The sequence below is a fragment of the Sulfuricurvum sp. IAE1 genome (assembly GCF_004347735.1).
GTDB lineage: Bacteria > Campylobacterota > Campylobacteria > Campylobacterales > Sulfurimonadaceae > Sulfuricurvum.
Genome location: NZ_SLTI01000042.1, coordinates 20750 through 42722 on the forward strand (window position 1 = coordinate 20750; position 21973 = coordinate 42722).

23 protein-coding genes and 1 pseudogene are annotated in these 21973 nt (G+C 53.6%); 14 read left to right on the forward strand and 10 right to left on the reverse strand.

Annotated elements, in window-relative coordinates; all coding sequences use genetic code 11:
• The first annotated feature begins 134 nt into the window (after nucleotides 1–134).
• From acnB to E0765_RS12690, 5 genes and pseudogenes are all read left to right on the forward strand, one after another.
• On the forward strand, nucleotides 135–2744 hold the full coding sequence (acnB, locus tag E0765_RS05255; RefSeq protein ID WP_132812172.1) for a bifunctional aconitate hydratase 2/2-methylisocitrate dehydratase: 2610 nt from the start codon (nucleotides 135–137) through the stop codon (nucleotides 2742–2744).
• 74 nt (nucleotides 2745–2818) lie between these two features.
• A complete protein-coding gene (dbpA, locus tag E0765_RS05260) occupies nucleotides 2819–4168 on the forward strand; it encodes an ATP-dependent RNA helicase DbpA (RefSeq protein ID WP_132812173.1) in 1350 nt (449 codons plus the stop codon).
• 43 nt (nucleotides 4169–4211) lie between these two features.
• Nucleotides 4212–4700, forward strand: a complete 489-nt coding sequence (locus E0765_RS05265) for a PAS domain-containing protein (protein WP_132812174.1) — start codon at nucleotides 4212–4214, stop codon at nucleotides 4698–4700.
• Nucleotides 4701–5121: 421 nt separating this feature from the next.
• Nucleotides 5122–5739, forward strand: a pseudogene (locus tag E0765_RS12685) (methyl-accepting chemotaxis protein); the annotation flags it as partial.
• A gap of 42 nt (nucleotides 5740–5781) precedes the next feature.
• Entirely contained in the window at nucleotides 5782–6132 is a 351-nt protein-coding gene (locus E0765_RS12690; RefSeq protein WP_255417871.1) for a CZB domain-containing protein, read from the forward strand.
• 15 nt (nucleotides 6133–6147) lie between these two features.
• On the opposite strand, the gene E0765_RS05275 is transcribed toward E0765_RS12690, so the two are convergent.
• The 9 genes from E0765_RS05275 to E0765_RS05315 form a co-directional block, all read right to left on the reverse strand.
• Complete coding sequence (locus E0765_RS05275; RefSeq protein WP_132812176.1) at nucleotides 6148–7386, reverse strand: glucose-6-phosphate isomerase; 1239 nt, start codon at nucleotides 7384–7386, stop codon at nucleotides 6148–6150.
• Nucleotides 7386–8381, reverse strand: a complete 996-nt coding sequence (gap, locus tag E0765_RS05280) for a type I glyceraldehyde-3-phosphate dehydrogenase (RefSeq protein ID WP_132812177.1) — start codon at nucleotides 8379–8381, stop codon at nucleotides 7386–7388. The genes E0765_RS05275 and gap overlap by 1 nt, the downstream gene beginning before the upstream one ends.
• 99 nt (nucleotides 8382–8480) lie before the next feature.
• Nucleotides 8481–8999, reverse strand: coding sequence for a glycine zipper 2TM domain-containing protein (locus E0765_RS05285; protein WP_132812178.1), 519 nt, complete (start codon nucleotides 8997–8999; stop codon nucleotides 8481–8483).
• A gap of 63 nt (nucleotides 9000–9062) precedes the next feature.
• Nucleotides 9063–9683: an ATP phosphoribosyltransferase gene (gene hisG, locus E0765_RS05290; protein ID WP_132812179.1), complete on the reverse strand. Its 621-nt coding sequence runs from the start codon at nucleotides 9681–9683 to the stop codon at nucleotides 9063–9065.
• Nucleotides 9677–10294, reverse strand: coding sequence for a type III pantothenate kinase (locus E0765_RS05295; protein ID WP_132812180.1), 618 nt, complete (start codon nucleotides 10292–10294; stop codon nucleotides 9677–9679). Before E0765_RS05295 ends, hisG begins: the two co-directional genes overlap by 7 nt.
• 7 nt (nucleotides 10295–10301) lie before the next feature.
• Nucleotides 10302–10643: a cupin domain-containing protein gene (locus E0765_RS05300; protein WP_132812181.1), complete on the reverse strand. Its 342-nt coding sequence runs from the start codon at nucleotides 10641–10643 to the stop codon at nucleotides 10302–10304.
• Between the two features lie 58 nt (nucleotides 10644–10701).
• The gene (locus E0765_RS05305; protein ID WP_132812182.1) at nucleotides 10702–11523 is read right to left on the reverse strand and encodes a tyrosine-type recombinase/integrase; all 822 of its coding nucleotides are present in this window, start codon (nucleotides 11521–11523) and stop codon (nucleotides 10702–10704) included.
• On the reverse strand, nucleotides 11523–12521 hold the full coding sequence (locus E0765_RS05310) for a PQQ-binding-like beta-propeller repeat protein (RefSeq protein ID WP_188109927.1): 999 nt from the start codon (nucleotides 12519–12521) through the stop codon (nucleotides 11523–11525). Before E0765_RS05310 ends, E0765_RS05305 begins: the two co-directional genes overlap by 1 nt.
• On the reverse strand, nucleotides 12521–13117 hold the full coding sequence (locus tag E0765_RS05315) for a hypothetical protein (protein WP_132812184.1): 597 nt from the start codon (nucleotides 13115–13117) through the stop codon (nucleotides 12521–12523). Before E0765_RS05315 ends, E0765_RS05310 begins: the two co-directional genes overlap by 1 nt.
• A gap of 121 nt (nucleotides 13118–13238) precedes the next feature.
• Here E0765_RS05315 and gatC point away from each other — a divergent pair, with 121 nt between their 5' ends.
• From gatC to E0765_RS05335, 4 genes are all read left to right on the forward strand, one after another.
• The gene (gene gatC, locus E0765_RS05320) at nucleotides 13239–13529 is read left to right on the forward strand and encodes an Asp-tRNA(Asn)/Glu-tRNA(Gln) amidotransferase subunit GatC (protein WP_132812185.1); all 291 of its coding nucleotides are present in this window, start codon (nucleotides 13239–13241) and stop codon (nucleotides 13527–13529) included.
• Nucleotides 13530–13532: 3 nt separating this feature from the next.
• The gene (locus tag E0765_RS05325) at nucleotides 13533–13886 is read left to right on the forward strand and encodes an arsenate reductase family protein (RefSeq protein ID WP_132812186.1); all 354 of its coding nucleotides are present in this window, start codon (nucleotides 13533–13535) and stop codon (nucleotides 13884–13886) included.
• Entirely contained in the window at nucleotides 13873–14955 is a 1083-nt protein-coding gene (locus E0765_RS05330) for a type IV pilus twitching motility protein PilT (RefSeq protein WP_132812187.1), read from the forward strand. Before E0765_RS05325 ends, E0765_RS05330 begins: the two co-directional genes overlap by 14 nt.
• A gap of 103 nt (nucleotides 14956–15058) precedes the next feature.
• The gene (locus E0765_RS05335) at nucleotides 15059–15466 is read left to right on the forward strand and encodes a Fur family transcriptional regulator (protein ID WP_132812188.1); all 408 of its coding nucleotides are present in this window, start codon (nucleotides 15059–15061) and stop codon (nucleotides 15464–15466) included.
• A gap of 82 nt (nucleotides 15467–15548) precedes the next feature.
• Here E0765_RS05335 and E0765_RS05340 read toward each other — a convergent pair whose 3' ends face one another.
• Nucleotides 15549–16895: a class II 3-deoxy-7-phosphoheptulonate synthase gene (locus E0765_RS05340; RefSeq protein WP_132812189.1), complete on the reverse strand. Its 1347-nt coding sequence runs from the start codon at nucleotides 16893–16895 to the stop codon at nucleotides 15549–15551.
• A 248-nt stretch (nucleotides 16896–17143) separates the two neighbouring features.
• Here E0765_RS05340 and E0765_RS05345 point away from each other — a divergent pair, with 248 nt between their 5' ends.
• Genes E0765_RS05345 through E0765_RS05365 form a run of 5 tightly spaced genes read left to right on the forward strand, consistent with a single transcriptional unit; the run spans nucleotide 17144 to nucleotide 21916 of the window.
• Nucleotides 17144–18073, forward strand: a complete 930-nt coding sequence (locus E0765_RS05345) for a GGDEF domain-containing protein (protein WP_132812190.1) — start codon at nucleotides 17144–17146, stop codon at nucleotides 18071–18073.
• Nucleotides 18073–18654: a CvpA family protein gene (locus E0765_RS05350; protein WP_132812191.1), complete on the forward strand. Its 582-nt coding sequence runs from the start codon at nucleotides 18073–18075 to the stop codon at nucleotides 18652–18654. The genes E0765_RS05345 and E0765_RS05350 overlap by 1 nt, the downstream gene beginning before the upstream one ends.
• Nucleotides 18655–18658: 4 nt before the next feature.
• Complete coding sequence (locus E0765_RS05355) at nucleotides 18659–19141, forward strand: Fur family transcriptional regulator (protein WP_132812192.1); 483 nt, start codon at nucleotides 18659–18661, stop codon at nucleotides 19139–19141.
• Nucleotides 19142–19154: 13 nt separating this feature from the next.
• Nucleotides 19155–20672 (forward strand): lysine--tRNA ligase, encoded by a 1518-nt coding sequence (gene lysS / locus E0765_RS05360; protein WP_132812193.1) that lies wholly within the window; start codon nucleotides 19155–19157, stop codon nucleotides 20670–20672.
• Entirely contained in the window at nucleotides 20669–21916 is a 1248-nt protein-coding gene (locus E0765_RS05365) for a serine hydroxymethyltransferase (RefSeq protein ID WP_132812194.1), read from the forward strand. Before lysS ends, E0765_RS05365 begins: the two co-directional genes overlap by 4 nt.
• The last annotated feature ends 57 nt before the right edge of the window (nucleotides 21917–21973 follow it).

The window sequence follows — 21973 nt, forward strand, 5'->3', positions numbered from 1 at the left end:
AAAATCAATATGTTACCAAAATAAACACTTTGAAGAGCAATTTTTAAAATAAATGGGTATATTCGTAACATATCTAAAAAACCGATTTTTTTTCCTGATATAATGACTCAAAATTAACTGACACAGGAGTCACCATGGCTTTTATGGACGAATACAAAGCGCACGTTGCGGAGCGTGCCGCACAGGGTATCCCGCCTCTTCCACTCACAAAAGAGCAGGTAACCGCACTGATCGAACTGATCAAAGCGGAAAAATCGAAAAACGCCGAGCTGGTCGATATGCTGGCCAACCGTGTCAATCCCGGCGTTGACGACGGTGCTCACGTCAAAGCGGCATTCCTTCACCAGATCGTTCAGGGGCAGGAAAAAGCTTTCTTGGCTGACTCAAGCGACATCGACGCAAATGACCACAAAATCGTTGCGATTCAGATCCTCGGAAAAATGGTCGGCGGTTACAATGTCAAACCCCTGATCGATGCTCTCTCGATCGACGCGCTCGCACAGGAAGCGGCCGACCAGCTCAAACACACGCTGCTCGTGTACGATGCATTCAACGACGTCGTCGAACTTTCCAAAACCAACAAATACGCCAAAGAGGTTCTCCAGTCATGGGCCGATGCGGAGTGGTTCACCAGCAAAAAACCGCTGGCCGAAAAATTCAGCGTCGTCGTCTTCAAATTCCCGGGCGAAACCAACACCGATGACCTCTCTCCGGCGAGCGCCGCGTTTACCCGTTCGGATATCCCGCTTCACGCGACGACGATGCTCTCGGCTAAAATGCCCGAAGGGATCGCGAAAATTGCCGAACTGAAACAAAAAGGGATGCAGATTGCTTACGTCGGCGACGTCGTCGGAACCGGATCAAGCCGTAAATCGGCCGCCAACTCGGTCCAGTGGCACATGGGTGAAGATATCCCAGGTATCCCCAACAAACGTACCGGCGGGGTTGTCATCGGCGGTATTATCGCTCCGATCTTCTTCGCAACCTGTGAAGACTCCGGCGCTCTTCCCATCGAAGCGGACGTTACCCAGATGGAAACGGGCGACGTGCTCGAAATCGACACCAAAGCCGGAACCATTACCAAAAACGGTACGCAGATCGCAACCTTCAGCCTTCGCCCGAATACCATCGAAGACGAAGTTCGCGCCGGCGGACGTATCCCCCTTATCATCGGTCGCGGTCTGACTGCCAAAGCACGTGCAGCCCTGGGAATGGCACCGGCAACGATCTTCGCTCAGCCGATCCAGCCTGCCGATACGGGCAAAGGCTACACTCTGGCACAGAAAATGGTCGGTAAAGCATGCGGTATGGAAGGTGTTCGCCCCGGTATGTACTGTGAACCGATCACCAGCACCGTCGGAAGCCAGGACACGACCGGACCGATGACGCGCGACGAGATCAAAGAGCTCTCGGCTCTGGGTTTCTCTGCCGATTTCGTATTGCAGTCTTTCTGTCACACGGCGGCGTATCCGAAACCCTCCGACGTGAAACTCCACGCGACGTTGCCTGCGTTCATCTCTACGCGCAGCGGTGTAGCGCTTCGTCCGGGTGACGGCGTTATCCACAGCTGGCTGAACCGGATGGTTCTTCCCGATACGGTCGGAACCGGCGGCGACAGCCACACCCGTTTCCCGATCGGTATCTCTTTCCCTGCGGGTTCGGGTCTCGTTGCGTTCGCAGCCGTTACCGGCTCTATGCCGCTTGAAATGCCCGAATCGGTATTGGTTCGCTTCAAAGGCGAAATGCAGCCGGGCATCACCCTTCGCGACCTGGTCAACGCGATCCCTTATTATGCGATTCAGCAGGGGCTCCTGACCGTCGAGAAAAAAGGGAAGAAAAACATTTTCAACGGACGTGTTCTTGAAATCGAAGGTCTGCCGAACATGAAAGTCGAGCAGGCATTTGAACTTTCTGATGCTTCTGCGGAGCGTTCAGCGGCGGCTTGTACCGTGCGCCTCAACAAAGAGCCGGTCATCGAGTACCTCAAATCAAACGTCACCTTGATTGAAGCAATGATCAAAGACGGCTACGAAGACGCGCGTACGCTTCAGCGCCGTGCGGACAAAATGAAAGAGTGGTTGGCCAACCCGACGCTCATGGAACCGGATGCGGATGCGGAATACGCCGCAATCATCGAAATCGACCTCAATGAAATGAAAGAACCGATCGTCGCATGCCCGAACGACCCGGATAACGTCAAACTTCTCAGCGAAGTCGCCGGCGACACGATCCACGAAGTCTTCCTCGGAAGCTGTATGACCAATATCGGCCACTACCGTGCGGCGGGTGAAGTCATGCGCGGCGAAGGTAAAATCGGCGTCGAGAAATTCTGGATCGTTCCGCCGACCCGTATGGATGAGCAGCAGCTCATTAACGAAGGTTACTACGACGTCTACAAAGCAGTCGCCGCTACGACGGAAGTACCTGGATGTTCGCTCTGTATGGGTAACCAGGCTTCCAGCCGTGAAGGTTCGACGGTATTCTCGACTTCGACCCGTAACTTCGACAACCGCCTCGGAAAAGGGACCCAGGTTTACCTCGGTTCTGCTGAGCTTGCCGCCGTTTGTGCGAAACTCGGACGTATCCCGACGGTAGAAGAGTACATGAGCATCGTTCCCGAGAAACTCGCCGGGAAAGCGGATGACGTATACAAATATCTCAACTTCAACGAGATCAACAACTACCACCTCGAAGCGCGTAACGTCGCCGAGGAAAAATACGGCGTCACGATCAAAGCCGTATAACTCTTCCCCCCTTTCCCTCCCCGAGGGAAAGCCCGATATGTTATAATGGCATATCTAGTACGCAAAGCACACCCATGTCCCCATTTGATTCCCTTCCCTTACGTCCGCAGCTTTTCAAAGCCCTTTCACGCCTCGGTTTTACAACGATGACCCAGATTCAGAGCGATGCGCTCCCTTCCATTCTGGCAGGAAAAAACGTCATCGCCCGCTCCGCGACCGGAAGCGGAAAAACCCTTGCGTTTTCGCTGGGGGTACTCGAAAAGATCGATCCCAAGCGGTTCGAAGTCCAGGCCCTTTTACTGTGCCCTACCCGGGAACTGGCCGAACAGGTTGCCAAAACGATCCGTTCGCTCGCGTCCGAAATCGGCAACGTCAAAGTACTGAGTCTTTGCGGCGGGGTGCCGATGCGGGGACAGATCCATTCTCTCAAACACGGGGCCCATATCATCGTCGGAACCCCCGGACGGGTTCTGAAACTGCTCCAGATCGACGCTCTTTCCCTCTCAGCGGTCAACACTGCGGTACTGGATGAAGCCGACCATATGATCGACATGGGGTTCATCGAGGACATCAGTGCGATTTTGGAGTACGTTCAGCGCGATGCGCAGCATCTGCTTTTCTCGGCGACCTATCCCGAGACCATCCTCTCCCTGGCCTCGACGATAATCAAAGATCCCGTTTTTATCCATTCCGAAAACCCGGTTCAGCTTCCCGGGATCGACGAGATCGCCTACCGCTGTACCGGCGACAGGCCCTCGGCGGTCGCTTCGATCATGGCGGCCCATGATCTCTCGGGCGTCATGATTTTTTGCAATACGAAAATCCAGACCGATGAACTGTGCAATGCGCTGAACAAGACTGGCATCCATGCGCTCGCCCTTCACGGGGATATGGAGCAGTTCGACCGCAACGAAGCGATCATCCAGTTTCGCAACGGTAGCGTCACCGCGCTCGTAGCGACCGACGTTGCCGGACGGGGCATCGACATCGACGGACTGGATGCCATCATCAACTACGACGTACCGACCCAGAAAGAGCGCTATGTGCATCGTATCGGCCGTACGGGCCGCGCTGGGAAAAGCGGCCTTGCGATCACCCTGTGCGACGATGAAACGCTGTTGCGGGCGATCGGGATCGATCTCCCCCTCCAACCTCTTGGCGATGCAGCGCAACAGCCGCTTCCGCGCACCTCGATGCAGACACTGTGCATCGATGCCGGGCGCAAAGAAAAACTCCGCGCCGGCGATATCGTAGGAGCCCTCATCCACGAATGCGCTCTTACGAAAGAGCAGATCGGAAAGATCGATCAGCTCGATCACCTGAGCTACGTCGCCCTTCCCCGTTCCCTTGGGGAAAAAATTTACCAAAAACTCAAAAATCGTCCCATAAAAGGGAGAAATTTCAGGTTATGGCTGTTAGACTGATAAAGACAATTATGATAAATTATAATGCTTAAGAAGGATTTTTATGGCCAATCAAGAGCTAACGTTCGGGGAAGACGAATTTATCGTTTCCAAGACCGACCTCAAAGGTAAAATTACCTACGGTAACGCCCTTTTCATCAAAATGTCGGGCTATACGGAACATGAACTGATGCACAAGCCCCACAACATTCTCCGCCACGAAGAGATGCCGGCCGTGGTTTTCAAACTCCTGTGGAGCCGCATCCAGACCGGGAAAGAGATTTTCGCCTACGTCAAAAACAAAACGAAAAACGGCGATTATTACTGGGTTTTCGCCCACGTCACCCCTTCTTTCGACGCCGGTCGTCAGATCAGTAATTATCACTCGGTCCGCCGTAAACCGACCCAAAAAGCACTCGACGCGATCAAACCTCTTTATGCGGCCCTTCTTCAAAAGGAAAAAAGCGGAGGGATCGCCGCATCCGAAGCGGCGCTGAACCAAATCCTCAAAGACAAAGGAATGTCGTATGACGAATTTATCCTCTCTCTCTAAAGTCCAGTACGCCAATATCGCGTCGATCATTCTTTTTATCGTGGCGCTTGTATTGGAAATGGTACTCTACGGCTGGAGCTGGGTCCGCCTGCTCAATTTTTTCAACTTTGCCCTTGCATGGTTCGTCTTCATCAACATCCGAAAAGCGCAGGAGACGATCCATGAAGTGGCCGCCGTCATCAAAAGCGCCGAAAAAGGGGACCTCGAAAACCGTATCACGCACATCACCGATCAGGGTGAGCTCAACGACCTGTGCTGGAATACCAACAACATGCTCGACCAGACCGAAGTGTTCATCCGCGAAATCCGCGCCAGCGTCGAAGCTTCAAGCCGCGACGAATTCCACCGCCGGATTCTCGTTCAGGGCCTGCAGGGCGAGTTCAAAGAGGCAAGCGCCTTCGTCAACAAAGCGATCGACGCGATGCACAGCAACTACCTGCACGTCCAGAAATCGATCCTCAACAGTGCCCTGGGCAAAATCGGTTCCGGCGTCGGCGGGGGGCTCGAAGTGATCCAGCACGATTTGCAAAACACGATTTTGCGTCTCCACAAAATCGTTGAGATCAGCCAGGCCACGTCCGACAACTCTTCGCAGACGGTCAACGCACTCGAAGAGATCATCAGCAAACTCAGCCGCCTGATCGAACTGGTCCAGACCTCTGCCGATGCGATCCACTCGCTGAATGAAAAAACGAGCGAGATCAGCTCGGTGGTGAACCTGATCAAAGACATCGCCGACCAGACCAACCTCCTCGCCCTTAACGCCGCGATCGAAGCCGCACGTGCCGGGGAACACGGACGGGGGTTTGCGGTCGTTGCCGACGAAGTCCGCAAACTGGCGGAACGGACCCAGAAAGCGACCGGAGAGATCGCCATCGCCGTTCAGACCCTGCAGCAGGATACTACCGAGATCTATTCGAACTCCGAAGACATGAACGAAATCGCCAACGAATCGAGCCACTCGATCGAATCGTTCCGCCAGACGCTCTACACGTTCAATCGTGACGCCCAAAGCACGGCGACCCAGGCAACCGCCATCGAAAATACGACGTTTGTCACGCTGGCGAAAATCGACCACATTATCTTTAAATCGAACGCTTACAAATCGATCGTCAACGGTGAAAAAGAGACCGAGTTTTCCGATCATCACAACTGCCGCCTTGGCCAGTGGTATGACGGCGGCGTAGGGCATGACCGTTTCGGGCACCTCGGCAGTTTCAAACCGATGGAAAAGCCGCATGAAGTGGTACACAAAATGGTGCATACCAATATGGTGTTCATCGAAGGGGAAGACCGCTCAATCGAGCATCAAGAAGAAGTACTCAACAATTTCAAAACGATGGAAGACGCAAGCCACGAGCTTTTCGGCCTGCTGGACAACCTGATCAAAGAGTCCGAAGACGACCTGATGAAACGCGCGAATCTGGCCTAAAACGGCCCGTTCGCTCTACTCTCTGAAATACCCTTCCAGAATCTGTTTTCCAAGCTCAACGCCGGGTTGGTCGTACGTGTTGATTTCCAACAACGCGCCGCTGGCGGAGGTAAGCAGTTCGTAATAGATAATCATCCCCCCGACGGAGTGTTCGTCGATTTTTTTCCATTCGATATCGTCGACGCTGACGTCGCTTTCGATCACGCTTTTCATTGTCGCCATGCACTGCGCGTTGATCAGTTCGTTGAACGAGTGACCGTTAACGAAGTCGCTTTTTTCAAGGTAGCGAAGCGAAAGTTGGGGAATCATCAGCGATTCTTCGGATTCGGCGATGTGCATGAAGGTGACCGTTTTATTCAGCGGCCCCTGCACGATCAATTGCAAAAACGAATGCTGATCGACCGATCCGATGAGGGCGATGGGCGTTAGCCCTACCCTCTCGCCGCGACGGTTCCTTTTTCCCAGCGATTCTCCCCACAGCTGCACCATCCATTTTCCGAACTCTTCGAAGGTATCGGAATAAGCAAAGAGGACGTTCATCGGAAAACGCTGCGCGTTGGTGACGTAGTACGCCGCTTTTTGGAGCAGATGATCCTCTTTGCGTTCCCAGAAACGTTCCAAAAACGCCTCGGCCCCTTTGAGGACTTCGAGGGTATCGAACCCCGCAAGCGTGAGCGGGACGATTCCGACCGCACTGAGGACCGAAAAGCGTCCTCCGACATTGGAGGGGATAACGAAACGGCGCAAACCGTTTTCATCCGCATATTGCGCCAGAACCGACCCCTCGTCGCTGATCACCATCACCTGGTCGGAATGTTCGACTTTCAGATCGAACGCAACGATGACCCGTTTGAAAATGGAGAGGGTCTCTACCGTGCTGCCCGATTTGGAAATGACGATGAAAAGGGTCCGGGGTTTGTCGATCTGAGAAATTACCTGGCTGACGCTGATAGGATCGGAGTTTTCGAGGTAAACGATTTTTTTGGCGTTCGGGGTGCCGGGGCGAAGGAGGCGTTCGATCGCTTTGATTCCAAGCGACGAGCCTCCGATCCCGATCACCGCGATTGTGTTGTATTTTTTATCGATTGCGGGACGCAGAGCCTCCACTTCCCCGACCAGCGGCTGGGACGCACGCGGAAGGTCGTAATAGCCCACTTCCCCGCTTTGGGCTTCGAACCGAAGGGCTTCGTACCCTTTTTCGATTGTAAAGGGGTCGATGTTTTTCGTGCTGAAGTGGTTGACGAAGCGGAGCATCAGCGGTTTCCGATGAGAACCGTCATGTCCACAAGCCGGCTGCTGTACCCCCATTCATTATCGTACCATGCCAGTACTTTGACGGTATTGCCGTCCACGACGCTCGTCATGTCCGGAACATAGGTCGAGCTGTAGGTGCTGCCGATAAAATCGGAAGAAACCCGCTTGTCGTTGTCAATCTCGATGAGCCCTTTGAAAGCGCCTTGCGCCGCGGCGTTGAATGCCGCATGGACTTCCTCTTTGGTCACCTCTTTTTTCAGGTTGACCGTAAGGTCGACGACCGAAACGTCCGGCGTCGGAACGCGCATCGCGTACCCGTTGAGTTTCCCCTGCAGATGCGGCATCACTTTGCCGATCGCTTTGGCCGCACCCGTAGAGGTCGGGATCATGTTCATCGCCGCGGCACGCGCGCGGCGGGGATCTTTGGAGTGTTTGACGTCGAGAATGTTCTGGTCGTTCGTATACGAGTGGATCGTCGTCATCAGGCCGTTTTCAATTCCGAACGCATCGTCGAGAACCTTCGTGATCGGCCCAAGACAGTTGGTCGTACAGCTGGCGTTGGAGATGATCGCTTCCCCTTTGTACTGATCCGAATTAACCCCGAAAACGTACGTCGGGCTGTCATCTTTGGCGGGTGCGGACATGATCACTTTCTTTACGCCGTTTTTGAGGTGTTTGGCGCAGCTCTCCTGATCCAGGAATTTGCCCGTACATTCGATCACTACTTCGGCGCCCGCGCTGCCGAAATCGACGTTGTCGATATTGCGGTCGTTGAACATACGGACCTTTTTGCCGCCGATCTGGATCGTCTGGTCGTCGATCACTTTCGCATCGATACCGCGGTGGACGCTGTCGAATTTCAACAGATACTCAAGCATGTCGGGTTTTGCGGTCGTATTGAGCGCGACCAGCTCGATGTCACTGCGTTCTGCGATGATTTTAGCTACGATAATTCCGATTCTTCCTGTGCCGTTAATCGCCACTTTGAGTGCCATAGAGACTCCTGATTTCAAAGAAAATAATGCTTTATTGTAACAAAAAAAGTTTAAAGGGAGCGTTAGGAAGGGGGTGAAACCCCCAAAGAAGGGGGGAAATCAGTAACTGTAAGTGACCGTGACGGGAATCTCTTTGAGCGGCTGATCGCTCTGTACGCTGATCTGTTTTCCTTTAAAAAGGGCGGTATTGGTATAACCGCTGAGCACCTGGCGCGATTTGTACGTTTTGTGCGTTTCGCATTTACGGACGGTACGGTACGAGGTAGTATTCCCCCCGCCGTAACTGCCGGCGACTTTCTGCCCGGCCAGCGTTCCCAGGACGGCACCCCCGACGGTCGCGACCGTTTTGCCGGTTCCGCCGCCGATCTGGTGCCCCAGCACACCTCCGAGCGCACCGCCGGCTACCGCACCGACGACGTTGTTCATTCCGCCGCCGCTTTCGACGGCTTCCTGGACGTCATAACACCGTTCTTCAGGTATTTCTTCCTGGACCGTCGCATAGACGGGTGCGGAACGGGTCACTTTGACGTATTCGACGGTCGAAAAACTCTCCGATGCAAGCAACGTACCGCAAAGAAGAAACGGTAATGAAAAAGCGGAAAAGGATGGGATGGACATGAATAATTCCTTCGGTTCGATTTATCGGGCAATTGTACGGCCCGATTGTTAACCGATAGTGAATTATTTTTCGCCGTAGAGGAGCGTGTTGATTTTTCCGTAGATGTCGAGGATTTCGTCTTTTTTCTCAAAAAAACTGTTTTTGTTGGCGATCAGGTGGGTCGAGGATTCCATGATCGTCTCCACCACTTCCAGACCGTTTTGTTTCATCGTGCTTCCCGTTTCGACCACGTCGACGATCATGTCGGCGAGTCCGACCAGCGGGGCGAGTTCGATCGAGCCGTAGAGCTTGATGATGTCGGCAGCAACGGCACGCTCGGCAAAATAACGCTTCGTGATGTTGACCATCTTCGTCGCGACTTTGATCTCGCTTTTGGTGAAATCGGGCTTTTCACCCGAGCGCATCCCGATGGCGATACGGCATTTTCCCTTTTGAAGGTCCAGCAGACGGATGACGTCAAGCCCCTGCTCTTCGAGGGTGTCAAGGCCGACGACGCCGATATCCGCCGCCTGGTGGTAGACGTACGTCGCGACATCCTGGTTGCGTACCAGCAAAAATTTGAAATTCTCGGTCTGGAGAATCAGTTTGCGGTCGTCGAATTTGAATCCGCTGCCGAAAATCGATTCGAAAATTTCCAGCGTTTCATCGGCTATCCGCCCTTTTGGGAGTGCGACACTTAGCATACTCTACCTTTTTCGATTAACTTTTTCATCCCCTTGAAGACCAGCTCTTCATCGACGACCGCATCCGGGAAAAAACGGCTTAACATCTTTGCGTCGCCGCCGCACAGGTGAACCGGTTTTCCAAGGCTTTGTATCTGCGCGATCAAAGGAGCCAAAAAACCTGCCGTCACGGCATCCGGGGTATTTTTCGCCATTTTAGCCAAATCAACCTCAAAGTTCCATGACACGTCCAGCGCCGGAGAGAGACGCCCGTATGCTTCCTGCGCTGCCCTGAGCCCCAGAGCGATGAATCCCCCCTGATAGGCTCCCCCGCGCATCACGTCTACGGTGATAGCACTCCCCGCATCGACGACAACCCCTTCCTCTATCGCTTCGCACGCCGCGATTCGGTCGATTCCCATCGTAGGGTAATACTTGGTCCACACGACGCATTCACGCAGATCGTGCCAGTTTACCAAACCCGCTACCCGCCGATCGAACGCCGCGTTGACACTGATGAAATAAACCTCTTCACTGATTGAAAAGGGGTCGAACGTATCGGCGGAATGCTTGGTTCGTTTCCCGTTCCGATACAGATCAACCGATGTGTTGCCGACGTCGCATAAAATCATGCCGACATTATAACTTAAGTACGGAATTCACCCGCGCGACGCTGTCGCCCTTGTGCAGGCTCAATCGGACAATCGAATCTTCCGGGGCGTTAAGGTCGTGCATGACGTTCCCTTCCAGCGCGATCACATCTCCCGATTTGAGCGTAAAGCGTTCCTCGCCCACCCCGAAATCGATACTGCCCGATACGATCATTACCGTAATCGGAAACGACGTTTTATGGGCTTTCATCGATTGACCCGCACGAAAAACGATCCGGATCTCTTTGGTAAAGCCGCTATCGATGAGAGGGGTAATGACGGGTTGGGCGTCGCCGTAAACGATGTCGGACGTAAATGAAGCCAGATGCATGGTAACTCCTTTTTAAGCGGATCATACCAGTACCCATGCGATTATCGCTTGATGGAAATCAATCCTTTTCCATCGGATGGCACTCCCGGACCGTATCCTGGAGGTTCTGTTTCTGAACATGGGTGTAGATCTGCGTCGTCAGCAGCGAGGCGTGCCCCAGCAGCTCCTGCACGACCCGCAGATCGGCACCTCCGAGAATCAGCACCGTAGCGTACGAATGGCGCAGGGCATGAGGAGAAGTATCCAGATATTTCTGGGTGATTTTAAAGGCCGATACGCGGCTGAGCGGTTCGCCGCGGTAATTGAGCCAAAGCAGCGGACGGTTGAACGGGCAGGCGTCGCGATACGCGCGCAGCGCCTTCATCGCTTCCTCGGCGATCGGGACGTAGCGCTCTTTTTCCCCCTTCCCGTGGCGGATCCGTAGCCATTCACCTTCGATGTCCCCTTCCTGCGCATCGAGGCATTCGCTGATCCTCATCCCCGTCGCGTAGAGAAACAGTAGCAACGCGTAATCGCGGAGTCCGAGCCAGTCGCTTCGATCGATCCGTTCAAGTCCGGACTGTATCGTTTCGTAGGTGAGGTATTTGGGAAGATTTTTCGGGATTTTGGAAAGGGAAAACTTCGACGAAAGAGAGTCGAAACGGTTGCGGTGGCAGAAATCGAGAAATGAATTGAATGACGAAAGTTTCCGGTTCAGCGTCCGTTTGTTGGGAATCGATCCCAGCAATGCGAACACATCGGCGGAATCGACCTGTGTGAGGCTTTTGCCCGTCGCTTTTTCGATCTCATTCAGATCGCCCGAATACGCCTCGATCGTCCGCGGGCTAAGCGCTTTGATGACCGTGATATATTCGATAAAAGCGTCAAGCTCTCCCGACATTACTGAACAGCGATGTAGCGGTCGTCGAAATAAAAGCGGCCGTCGCCGACGAAAATCCGGTCCCCTTCCTGGAGATCGACGTCGTACACGTCGTACGCCAGAAGGTTTTTGGTCAGGGCGATCATGTACCCCTCTTTTTCCAATACGTAAACGCGGTCGTTCTGGACGCTGATCCCTACAAAATGGGCAAAAGGAAATTTCTTTTTGGCGCGGAACTGCAGCGAAGGCGACAGGGCGATCACTTCCCCCTGCTTCGTCGTCAGCCAGATACCTTCACTCGTGTAGGCGATGTTTCGGATGTCGTATTTCTCGCGCGCCTCTTTTTGCGACAGCGCCAAAACACCGTATCCGGTCGATGCGACGAGGTTGTTGTCGATGACGTTGAGATAGGCGATGTTGTTGAAATACTCTTCGGAGCTGACGACGACCGAGCGGAGCACCTGTTTGGTCTGGGAATTAACGATGACGATTTTACCGTCAAGCGTCAGGAACAGTACCAGCTCTTTGAGAAAATAGGGGTTGGCGATGCGTGAATCTACCGCGACCGATGCGTTCGACGCCTCTTTGAAAAGTAACTTTTTCGATTCCAGCGAATAAAGTGCCATCTCGTTGTTTGCAAACAGCACGGCCAGAATGTCGTCTTGAACCGATGCGGCGGCGACTCCCCGCTTGAATTCAAACGTCACCTTGCCTTCTCCCCCCTCCGAGGAGAAAAGGACGAGATTGCGCTCGGGGCTTTCGGTCACGATCCATTCCGAGCCGCCGTTGAGCAGACGGTATCCCTCGGGGAGTTTGACCCGTTTTTCACCGTCTTTGGCAAGGAGAACTCCGTTTTCGAGCAACGCGGCGGTAGAAGTCACCTGGGCGATGGAATCGCTAAGGCGCCCGGCATTGCGCCATTCCCCTTTGACATCTTCGGGTTTGTACACCTCTTTGTGCGAACACCCGCTAAACAATAGGGCCAGAACGGCACTCAGGGCAATCAGCGGAAATTTCATTATTTGACTCCGTAATGAGACAGAGACTGCCCCAGTTGATAGATGGGCGATTCTTCCCCGATCTGGGATATTTTCTGATGCGCCAGCGCGGTATTGCCCTGTTCGAGAGCGTGGACGGCGAGTTCGAGCAGTGCCAGGTCTTTATAGAGCGCGCCCTGGCGCTTCGTGTAATTCTCCAATCCGGCCGCATCGGATTTGATGATCGCCGCCTCATACGAAGCGATGTCGGCGACACCGAAGGCTTCGGAGTTTTTCAGCGAAGAGAGAATGAGCGGGTCGTTCTGGGCGATTCCGCGGCTGAGCTTCCACAGGTCGTACAAAGCGGGATTGTCGTTTTTGAGCGTCGCTTCGGCGCTCTTATCCCCCGGGTTGAGCAACAGCGTATTGAGCGCCGCATTCGAACTTTCGATTTTTGCTTCCGTATATGCCTGATAGGCGATTGCACCCGTAGCCGCGAACAGAAGCGATACGACTCCCGCAATCAGCGGTTTTTGGTACCGTTTGATGAAGCGTTCGGTTTTGATCGCGCTTTCCAGAAACTTCTCTTCGGAATTGAGCTCCTCTTTGAGAGCGTCCATGTTTTCTTTCAGACTCAAAATAACTCCTGATTTTTGCCTTCGCTTAAAAGGTAATGATAGCTCAGCCAATGTTAAAGTTTCGTAAACCGATTTTTTCGCTACAATTATTTTCATAAATTTATCACGAATCAGGTTAACCATGCAAATCGACGAAACCCTTTTACAGCGACTCGAAAAACTCTCCTATCTCGAAATTCCGCAGGAACACCGCGCCGAAATGATCGCCCAGCTTAGCGAAATCGTCTCGTTCGTCGATAACCTCGCAGAACTCGATACGGAAGGGGTAAACGCGACGTTCGCGATGTCGGACGTTTCGACGCGCCTTCGCGAAGACACGGGTACCGTCGACCGTAACGTCAACGACGACATTCTCGCACACGCACCGCACGCACGGGACCATTTTTTCATCGTACCGAAAATCATCGAGTAACCGATGGTCCGCGTATTCGGCATCAAAAACTGTGACAGCGTCAAAAAAGCGCTTCAATTCTTGAACGCGCATTCCGTCCCCTACGAGTTTCACGATTTCAAAACGGCTCCGGTCGGCAAAGAAAAAATTTCCCAGTGGGGTCGCCTGGTCCCCGTATCGACCCTTTTCAACACCAAAGGGACGACCTACCGTACCCTCGGGCTCAAATCGCTTGCACTCGACGATTCAGGTAAAATCGGCTGGATGAGCGAGCATAATCTCCTGATCAAGCGTCCGGTTATCGAATCCCCCAAGGGGCTGATCGTCGGATTCGATCCATCCCAATACGAAGGAATTTTCGCCCATGCAGGACAATAACGGCGCTCCGCTCGACATCCACAAACTCCTCAAAAGCGTCGTCGCTTACAAAGCGTCCGACCTTCACCTTGTCAGCCGCTCCGAGCCCCAGATCCGTATCGACGGACGGCTCGTAGCGCTCAATCTTCCCGTTCTTGACGGCCGAGATATCGAAGAGATGGCCTACTCTCTCTTGACCGAGAAGCAGAAAAAGACTTTCGAGGAGTACAACGAACTCGATTTTTCGATCGTCATCCCCGACGTAGGCCGCTTCCGTGCCAACTACTACAAAACGATGGAAGACATCGCCTGTGCGTTTCGTATCATCCCGGTCACCATCCCATCGCTGGATGATTTGAACGCCAAAAAAATCTTCAAAAGCATCATCAAACGGGAAAAAGGGCTCATACTCGTCACCGGTCCGACCGGAAGCGGTAAATCGACAACCCTCGCGGCGATGCTCAATGAAATCAACATGACCGAATCTCGCCACATCATTACCGTCGAAGACCCGGTCGAGTTCGTTCATACGAACAAGAAGTCGCTCTTTTCACACCGTAATATCGGTACCGACACCCGCAGCTTCTCCGCCGCGCTCAAATACGCCCTCCGCCAGGACCCCGACGTTATCCTGATCGGGGAGATGCGGGACAAGGAGACGATCCAGGCCGCACTCACCGCGGCCGAAACCGGGCACCTGGTCTTTGGAACGCTGCACACCAACTCCGCGCCCCAGACGATCAACCGTATCATCGACGTTTTCAGCGGTGACGAACAGCCTCAGGTACGGGCCCAGCTCTCGACTTCACTGGTTGCGGTCATATCGCAGGTCCTGATGCCCAAAATCGGGGGCGGTCGAATCGCGGCGCAGGAGGTAATGATCACCAATCCGGCAATCGCCAACCTGATCCGCGAAGACAAAGTCCATCAACTCTATTCGCAGATGCAGCTCAACCAGCAAGAGACCAACATGTCGACCCAGACGCAGGAAATCGTCGAGTGTCTCCGCAAAAAACTCATCAGCCGCGATACCGCTATCCAGTTCTCGAACAAACCCGACGAATTGCTCCGTATTATCGGAACGATGTGATTTTCCCCTTTTTGAGGGGAAACCTTAAACTTTGTTTCAAAAGTTTGCCCTAACTCCCTTCTTTATCCCTTTTTTCCCTTTTTATGTTCTATAATCGCGGATTATGAAACATCAAGAGCTCCTTAAACGTCATCGTCTCAAAGCGACACCGCAGCGCATTGCCATCATCGAACTGATGCATTCGGCGGGTCATATAACCATCGAAGAGCTCTACCATTCCATTCTCCAGAGATTCGCTTCCATCTCGCTTGCCACCCTCTACAAAAACATCCACAGCATGATGGACGTCAGCCTGATACGGGAAGTGAAAGTGGCGGGGTACAAAACCCGTTACGAAATCGAAAAAGCCCAGCACGCCCACGTCGTCTGCAAAGAGTGCGGCGAACTCAAAGACATTCCGATGCATCCTGCATCACTTCTCAAAGATCCGGGACTCGATATCGCAGGCTACAAAGCCGACGATGTATCGGTAGTCATCACCGGAATCTGTCCTCACTGCCAGGCCAAATAAAACCGTTTTTCAAAAAACAACAATTTGATGTAAAAAAAAAAGAAGTGCCGCAACGGTGCGGCATGTCTGTGAAAAAAGAGGATCAGCGATGCGCTTCTTTGAGCGTATCGGCGATGAGGAACGCGAGTTCGAGGGACTGGTCGGCGTTGAGACGCGGATCGCAGTGGGTGTGATAGCGGCTTTTGAGGTTTTCTTCGGTAATCTCGAACGACCCGCCCAGACATTCGGTGACGTTTTTACCCGTCATTTCAAGATGCACTCCCCCCGCGTAGGTCCCTTCGGATTTGTGGACCTGGAAGAACTGCTTCATCTCACGCAGGACCGAATCGACCGGGCGCGTTTTGTACCCGTTGCTCGTGATCGTGTTGCCGTGCATCGGGTCACAGCTCCAGACGACCTGTTTCCCTTCACGCTCGATTGCGCGGATCAGTTTGGGCATTCCCTCGGCGACTTTATCCGCCCCCATGCGAACGATGATGTTCAGCCGTCCTGCTTCGTTTTCGGGGTTCAGAACGTCGCAGAGGCGTACCAGGTCGTCGGGATCCATCGACGGACCGGCTTTGACCCCGATGGGGTTCTGGATGCCGCGCATGAATTCGACGTGCGCGCCGTCGAGCTGACGGGTACGGTCACCGATCCAGAGCATGTGCGACGAAACGTCGTACCACTCGCCCGTCAGGGAATCCTGGCGGGTAAACGCTTCCTCGTAATTGAGCAGCAGCGCTTCGTGGGAGGTATAGAAATCGGTTTCGCGAAGCGTCCGGTAATTTTCGGAAATGATTCCGCATGCCGCCATAAAACGGAGCGAATCGTCGATCTGGCGTGCCAGTTCATCGTATTTTTTGGTCATTTCGTTCTGTCCGACGAATCCGAGATTCCACGCATGCACCTGGTTCAAATCGGCCAGTCCGCCCGATGCGAACGCGCGCAAAAGGTTCAGTGTCGCCGCCGACTGGTTATAGGCCTGAACCATGCGCTGGGGATCGGGAACACGTGCTTCGGCACTGAATTCGACGCCGTTGATGATGTCCCCGCGGTAGCTGGGAAGGGTGATGCCATCGAACGTTTCGGTATCGGACGAGCGCGGTTTGGCGAACTGGCCGCCCAGGCGCCCGACTTTGACGACCGGCACTCCGCCGGCGAACGTCATGACGACCGCCATCTGCATCATCACCTTGAACGTATCGCGGATGTTGGTGGCGTGAAATTCCGAAAAGCTCTCGGCGCAGTCGCCCCCCTGCAGCAGGAACGCTTTTCCAGCGCACACGTCGGCAAGGCTTTTTTTCAGCATACGGGCTTCACCGGCGAAAACAAGGGGAGGATAATTGCGCAGAACCGCTTCGACCTCTTCCAAAGCGGCCTGGTCGGGATAGACCGGCTGCTGCTTGATCGGTTTTGTTCTCCAGCTGGATCGTGTCCACGTATTCATTCGTTAATCTCCTCGTACCTGCGTCTACGCATCGCGGTTCTATTGTCTTTGTGAATTGTATCGTTTTAATCTAAAAAGGGACTGATTGGAAGAACCAAATCTTAGATTTATGTTTGAAAAAGTATAATGGCGGGAATTATAAAAGGGGGCTTGCCCGACTTGTAAAAGGGTCAAAGAGCGCCTTTTTTCACCAGGCCGACCCGCTCAAGCGGGAGTTGACCGATCGAACATTTCACCAAAGGCCGAGAATGGACAACAGCCGTTTCAACCCTTTCCTACTCCATTTTTGCAAAGAGCTCTCCGTACGGCTGGAATCCCTGAGCAACAATCAGGCCACCCTTGCCTCTTCCGAATTTTCCGAGCTCGCCGAAGCCGCCCTGCACGAAGTGCTCGAATCGTATACATCGGGTGAATTCGATCTTCAGCAGTACCGTTCGGAAGGTACTTTCGAAGGGTACAAAGAACTCGCGCTTCAAAGCGTCACCTCCTATTCGCAAACGAATGAAAACTTCGAAAAGATCACGGCCGACCACGGTTCGCTGCTGGCCGAAACCAACGACGACGAATTGATCAATTTTGACAAAATTACCGAAAAATTCAACGACATCCAGTCCCATCTCAGCGACGAAGTCTCACGGGCAAACCAGGTCATCAGCGGCCTGATGGAGCAGGTTAAGACTCTTGAGATGAAAACAACGCTCGATCCGCTTACCAAGGTGTACAACCGTTATGCCCTCCAGGAGCATCTCAAACCGATCCTCGCCCGCGAAAGTGCCCCTTACGATATCTTTGCCCTGATGATCGACGTCGACGACTTCAAACGGATCAACGACCGTTTCGGCCACATCGCGGGGGACAAGGTGCTCATTTTTATCGCCAAGCTTTTGAAAAAAGCGCTTCGCGAAGGGGACCGCGTCTACCGTTTCGGCGGGGAAGAGTTCATTATCCTCCTCAACCGCACCGACGAAGCGGGAGCCCGTCTGGTCGGCGAACGCCTGCTTTCGTTGTGCCGTAACAACAAGCCCCTGTTTCAGAACCAGCAGATCGCCGTCACGTTGAGCATCGGGCTGACGCAAATCGTTCCAAACGATACCCTCGACGCGATCATCGAGCGTTCCGACGCGGCGCTCTACCGCGCTAAAAACAACGGCAAAGACCGTTTGGAAACGGAGTTTTGATGGACTTGAACTATTTCGACGTCGCAGTCGCCTCTATCGTTTTGCTGCTGGGGCTTAAAGGGCTTTTGAACGGCTTTTCCAAAGAAGTTTTCGGGATGGTCGGGATCGTAGGTGGCGTTTTCGTCGCATCGCATCTGGGCGGCATCATCGGCCATTTCCTCAGTGATACCGTTTTTCATTTCGAAACCGCCACGGCGATCAACCTGATGGGCTTTGTCTTCGCACTCGGGATCTTCTGGCTCCTGATGGTAGCGCTCGGTAGCGGTTTCAAACGTCTCAGCACCCTTAGCGGGCTGGGAACGCTAGACCAGATTCTCGGCTTCGTCGTCGGCAGCAGCAAATTCTTTTTCATCCTCTCAATCATCGTCTACGCCCTTTTCAGCGTGACGGCAATTCGCGAAAATTTCGAGGAGAAGATGGCGCAGAGTTTCTTTTACGAACCGATGATGGCGACGGGAAATTTCATTCTCCACATCGAAACCGACGATCTCAAAGCCATTCTCGACGGCAACGCGAGCGATGCGAATACTACCGACGCCAACGCCACCGTCGACGCCAATCAAACCAGCGAGGAGCGATAAGCATATGGGTTCTTACACCGATTTTACCGAACGTACGGTCGAATACAACAAGCTCTTGAGCGATTTCAAGCAGCTCCTTAAGGAAAACGGACTGAAATTCACGATCCAGCGTGAAGTGATTCTCGAGATGCTGTACAATTCCGACGAGCATCTCACCCCCGAAGCGCTGCATCATCTGATACAGGAAAAACATCCTGATCTCAACACGGGAATCGCAACCGTTTACCGTACCCTCTCACTATTGGAAGATTCGGAGATGGTCACGTCGCTCTCGTTCGGGGCGCAGGGGAAAAAATACGAGTTGGGGGCCAAAGACCACCACGACCACCTGATCTGCACGCAATGCGGAACGATCACCGAATTCGTCGACGACGAAATCGAAGAGCGCCAGAAAAAAATCGCCGAAGCGCTTGGCTTTAAAATGCAGGAACACTCGATGCAGATTTACGGCATCTGCAAAGCCTGCCAGGACAAATCCAAAAACTAAGAAAGGAATACCATTGGCATTCGAAAACCAATACGTACAGCAGCGGATCGAAAAAGCCCAGGCCCTGAGGGAACTGGGGATCGATCCGTACGCCAATCACTCCGAGCGCAACACGACGATCGAAAAATACCATAACGTCAACTCCGATCTTTTCCAGAAAGAGGAAAAACGCGACGAACACCGCCACTACACCGTCGCCGGACGGATCAAGCTTTTCCGCCTGATGGGTAAAGCGAGCTTTTTGAAGATCGAAGATGAAAGCGGAATGCTCCAGGTCTACGTTGCGCGGGACAATCTTCCCGAAGGTTTCTATAACGACGTGTTCAAAAAACTCGTCGAAGTGGGCGACATCGTCGAAGTGAGCGGTTATCCGTTCGTCACGCAGCAAGGCGAGCTCTCCCTTCACGCCGACAGTCTCAAAATCCTGACCAAAGCGATCTCCCCGCTGCCCGAAAAATTCCACGGGATCCAGGATAAAGAGATGCGCTACCGCCAGCGCTACCTCGATCTTATCATGAACGCCGAAGTGCGCAAGACGTTCCATATCCGTTCCAAAGTGATCAGCCTTACCCGCCGTTTCTTTGAAGATAAGGGATTCCTTGAAGTCGAAACGCCTATGATGCACCCGATCGCGGGCGGTGCCAACGCCAAGCCCTTCGTCACCCATCACAACGCGCTTGGCGTCGACCGTTATCTGCGGATCGCCCCGGAACTCTACCTCAAACGCCTCATCGTCGGCGGGTTCGAAGCGGTTTTCGAAATCAACCGGAACTTCCGCAACGAAGGGATGGACGCGACCCACAATCCCGAATTCACGTCAATCGAGTTTTACTGGGCCTACAAAACATACAAAGACCTGATCGACATCACCAAAGAATATTTCGAATACCTTTTCGATCACCTCGACCTTCCCAAGCGTCTCCCCTATGGCGAACTGGAAGTCGATTTCGCCTGCTTCACTGAAATCGAGCTGGTCAAAAGCCTCAGTGTCATCGGCGGCGTCCCCGAGGAAATCGTGAACGACAAAGAGGCGATTTTGTCGTTCCTCAAAGCCAATAATCTCGAAGCCAATGCCACCATGAACCTGGGACAGCTGCAAGGCGAGCTTTTCGACGAATTTGTCGAACACAAGCTAATCAACCCGACGTTCATTACCCACTATCCGGTCGAAATTTCCCCGCTCGCGCGCCGCAACGACGAGCGCCCTGAACTGACGGACCGTTTCGAGCTTTTCATCGCGGGGCGAGAAATCGCCAACGCGTTCAGCGAGCTCAACGACCCGGTCGACCAGCTGGAGCGTTTCGAAGCCCAGATGGCCGCCAAAGATTCGGGCGACGATGAAGCGCACGAGATGGATGAAGATTTCGTCACGGCGCTCAGCTACGGCATGGCGCCCACCGCGGGCCAGGGAATCGGCATCGACCGCCTTGTCATGATGCTCACCAACCAGCATTCCATCCGGGACGTATTGCTCTTCCCGGCGATGAAACCGCTGCACCACAATCAAAACCAACACGGAGAAGAAGAATGAGTTTCCTCAAAGAATTTGACAACGAAATTTATGCCCTGTGCGAGCAAGAGCTCGAACGTCAGACCGATCACCTTGAAATGATCGCATCGGAAAACTTCACCCTCCCGGCCGTTATGGAAGCGATGGGATCGGTATTTACGAACAAATACGCCGAAGGATACCCGGCGAAACGCTACTACGGCGGGTGTGAATTCGCCGACGGCGTAGAGCAGCTGGCGATCGACCGCGCGTGCAAACTGTTCGGTTGTAATTATGCCAACGTCCAGCCCCACTCGGGTTCATCGGCAAACGGTGCGGTCTACGCCGCGCTTCTTCAGGCGGGTGATAAACTGCTCGGTATGGACCTGAGCCACGGCGGGCACCTGACCCACGGTTCGAAAGTGAGCTTCTCGGGCAAAAACTACCACAGCTTTTCATACGGCGTCGAGCTTGACGGCCGCATCAACTACGATCGCGTCATGGACATCGCCAAAATCGTCCAGCCCAAAATCATCGTGTGCGGCGCTTCGGCCTATGCCCGCGAAATCGACTTCAAAAAATTCCGCGAAATCGCCGATGCGGTCGGAGCGATCCTTTTCGCCGACATCGCCCACATCGCTGGTCTCGTATGTGCCGGAGAACACCCAAGTCCGTTCCCGTATGCGGATGTCGTCACCACCACAACTCATAAAACCCTCGCCGGACCTCGCGGCGGTATGATTATGACCAACGACGAAGAGATCGCCAAGAAAATCAATTCGGCCATTTTCCCGGCACTTCAGGGCGGACCGCTTGTGCACGTCATCGCGGCCAAAGCGGTCGGGTTCAAGCACAATCTCTCAAATGAGTGGAAAACCTACGCCAAGCAGGTCAAAGCCAATGCTGCAGTCCTCGCCAAAGTATTGATGGAGCGCGGATACGATATCGTCAGCGGCGGTACGGACAACCACCTCGTACTCGTGTCGTTTTTGAACAAACCGTTCAGCGGTAAAGACGCCGATGCGGCCCTCGGTCGTGCAGGGATCACCGTCAATAAAAACACCGTTCCCGGCGAAACCCGCTCCCCGTTCGTCACCAGCGGCGTCCGTATCGGAAGCCCTGCCCTTACCTCACGCGGGATGAAAGAAAAAGAGTTCGAGCTGATTGCCAACCGCATCGCCGACGTTCTCGACGATATCGAAAACACCGAGAAACAAGCCGCCATCAAAGCTGAACTTCAGGCGCTGGCGAGAAACTTCGTCATTTACAAACAGCCCACCTATTAAGAAAGCTGCCTAAAAATTGCCCTTTTTTTTCTCCCCCTCGGGAGAAAACCGTGGTAC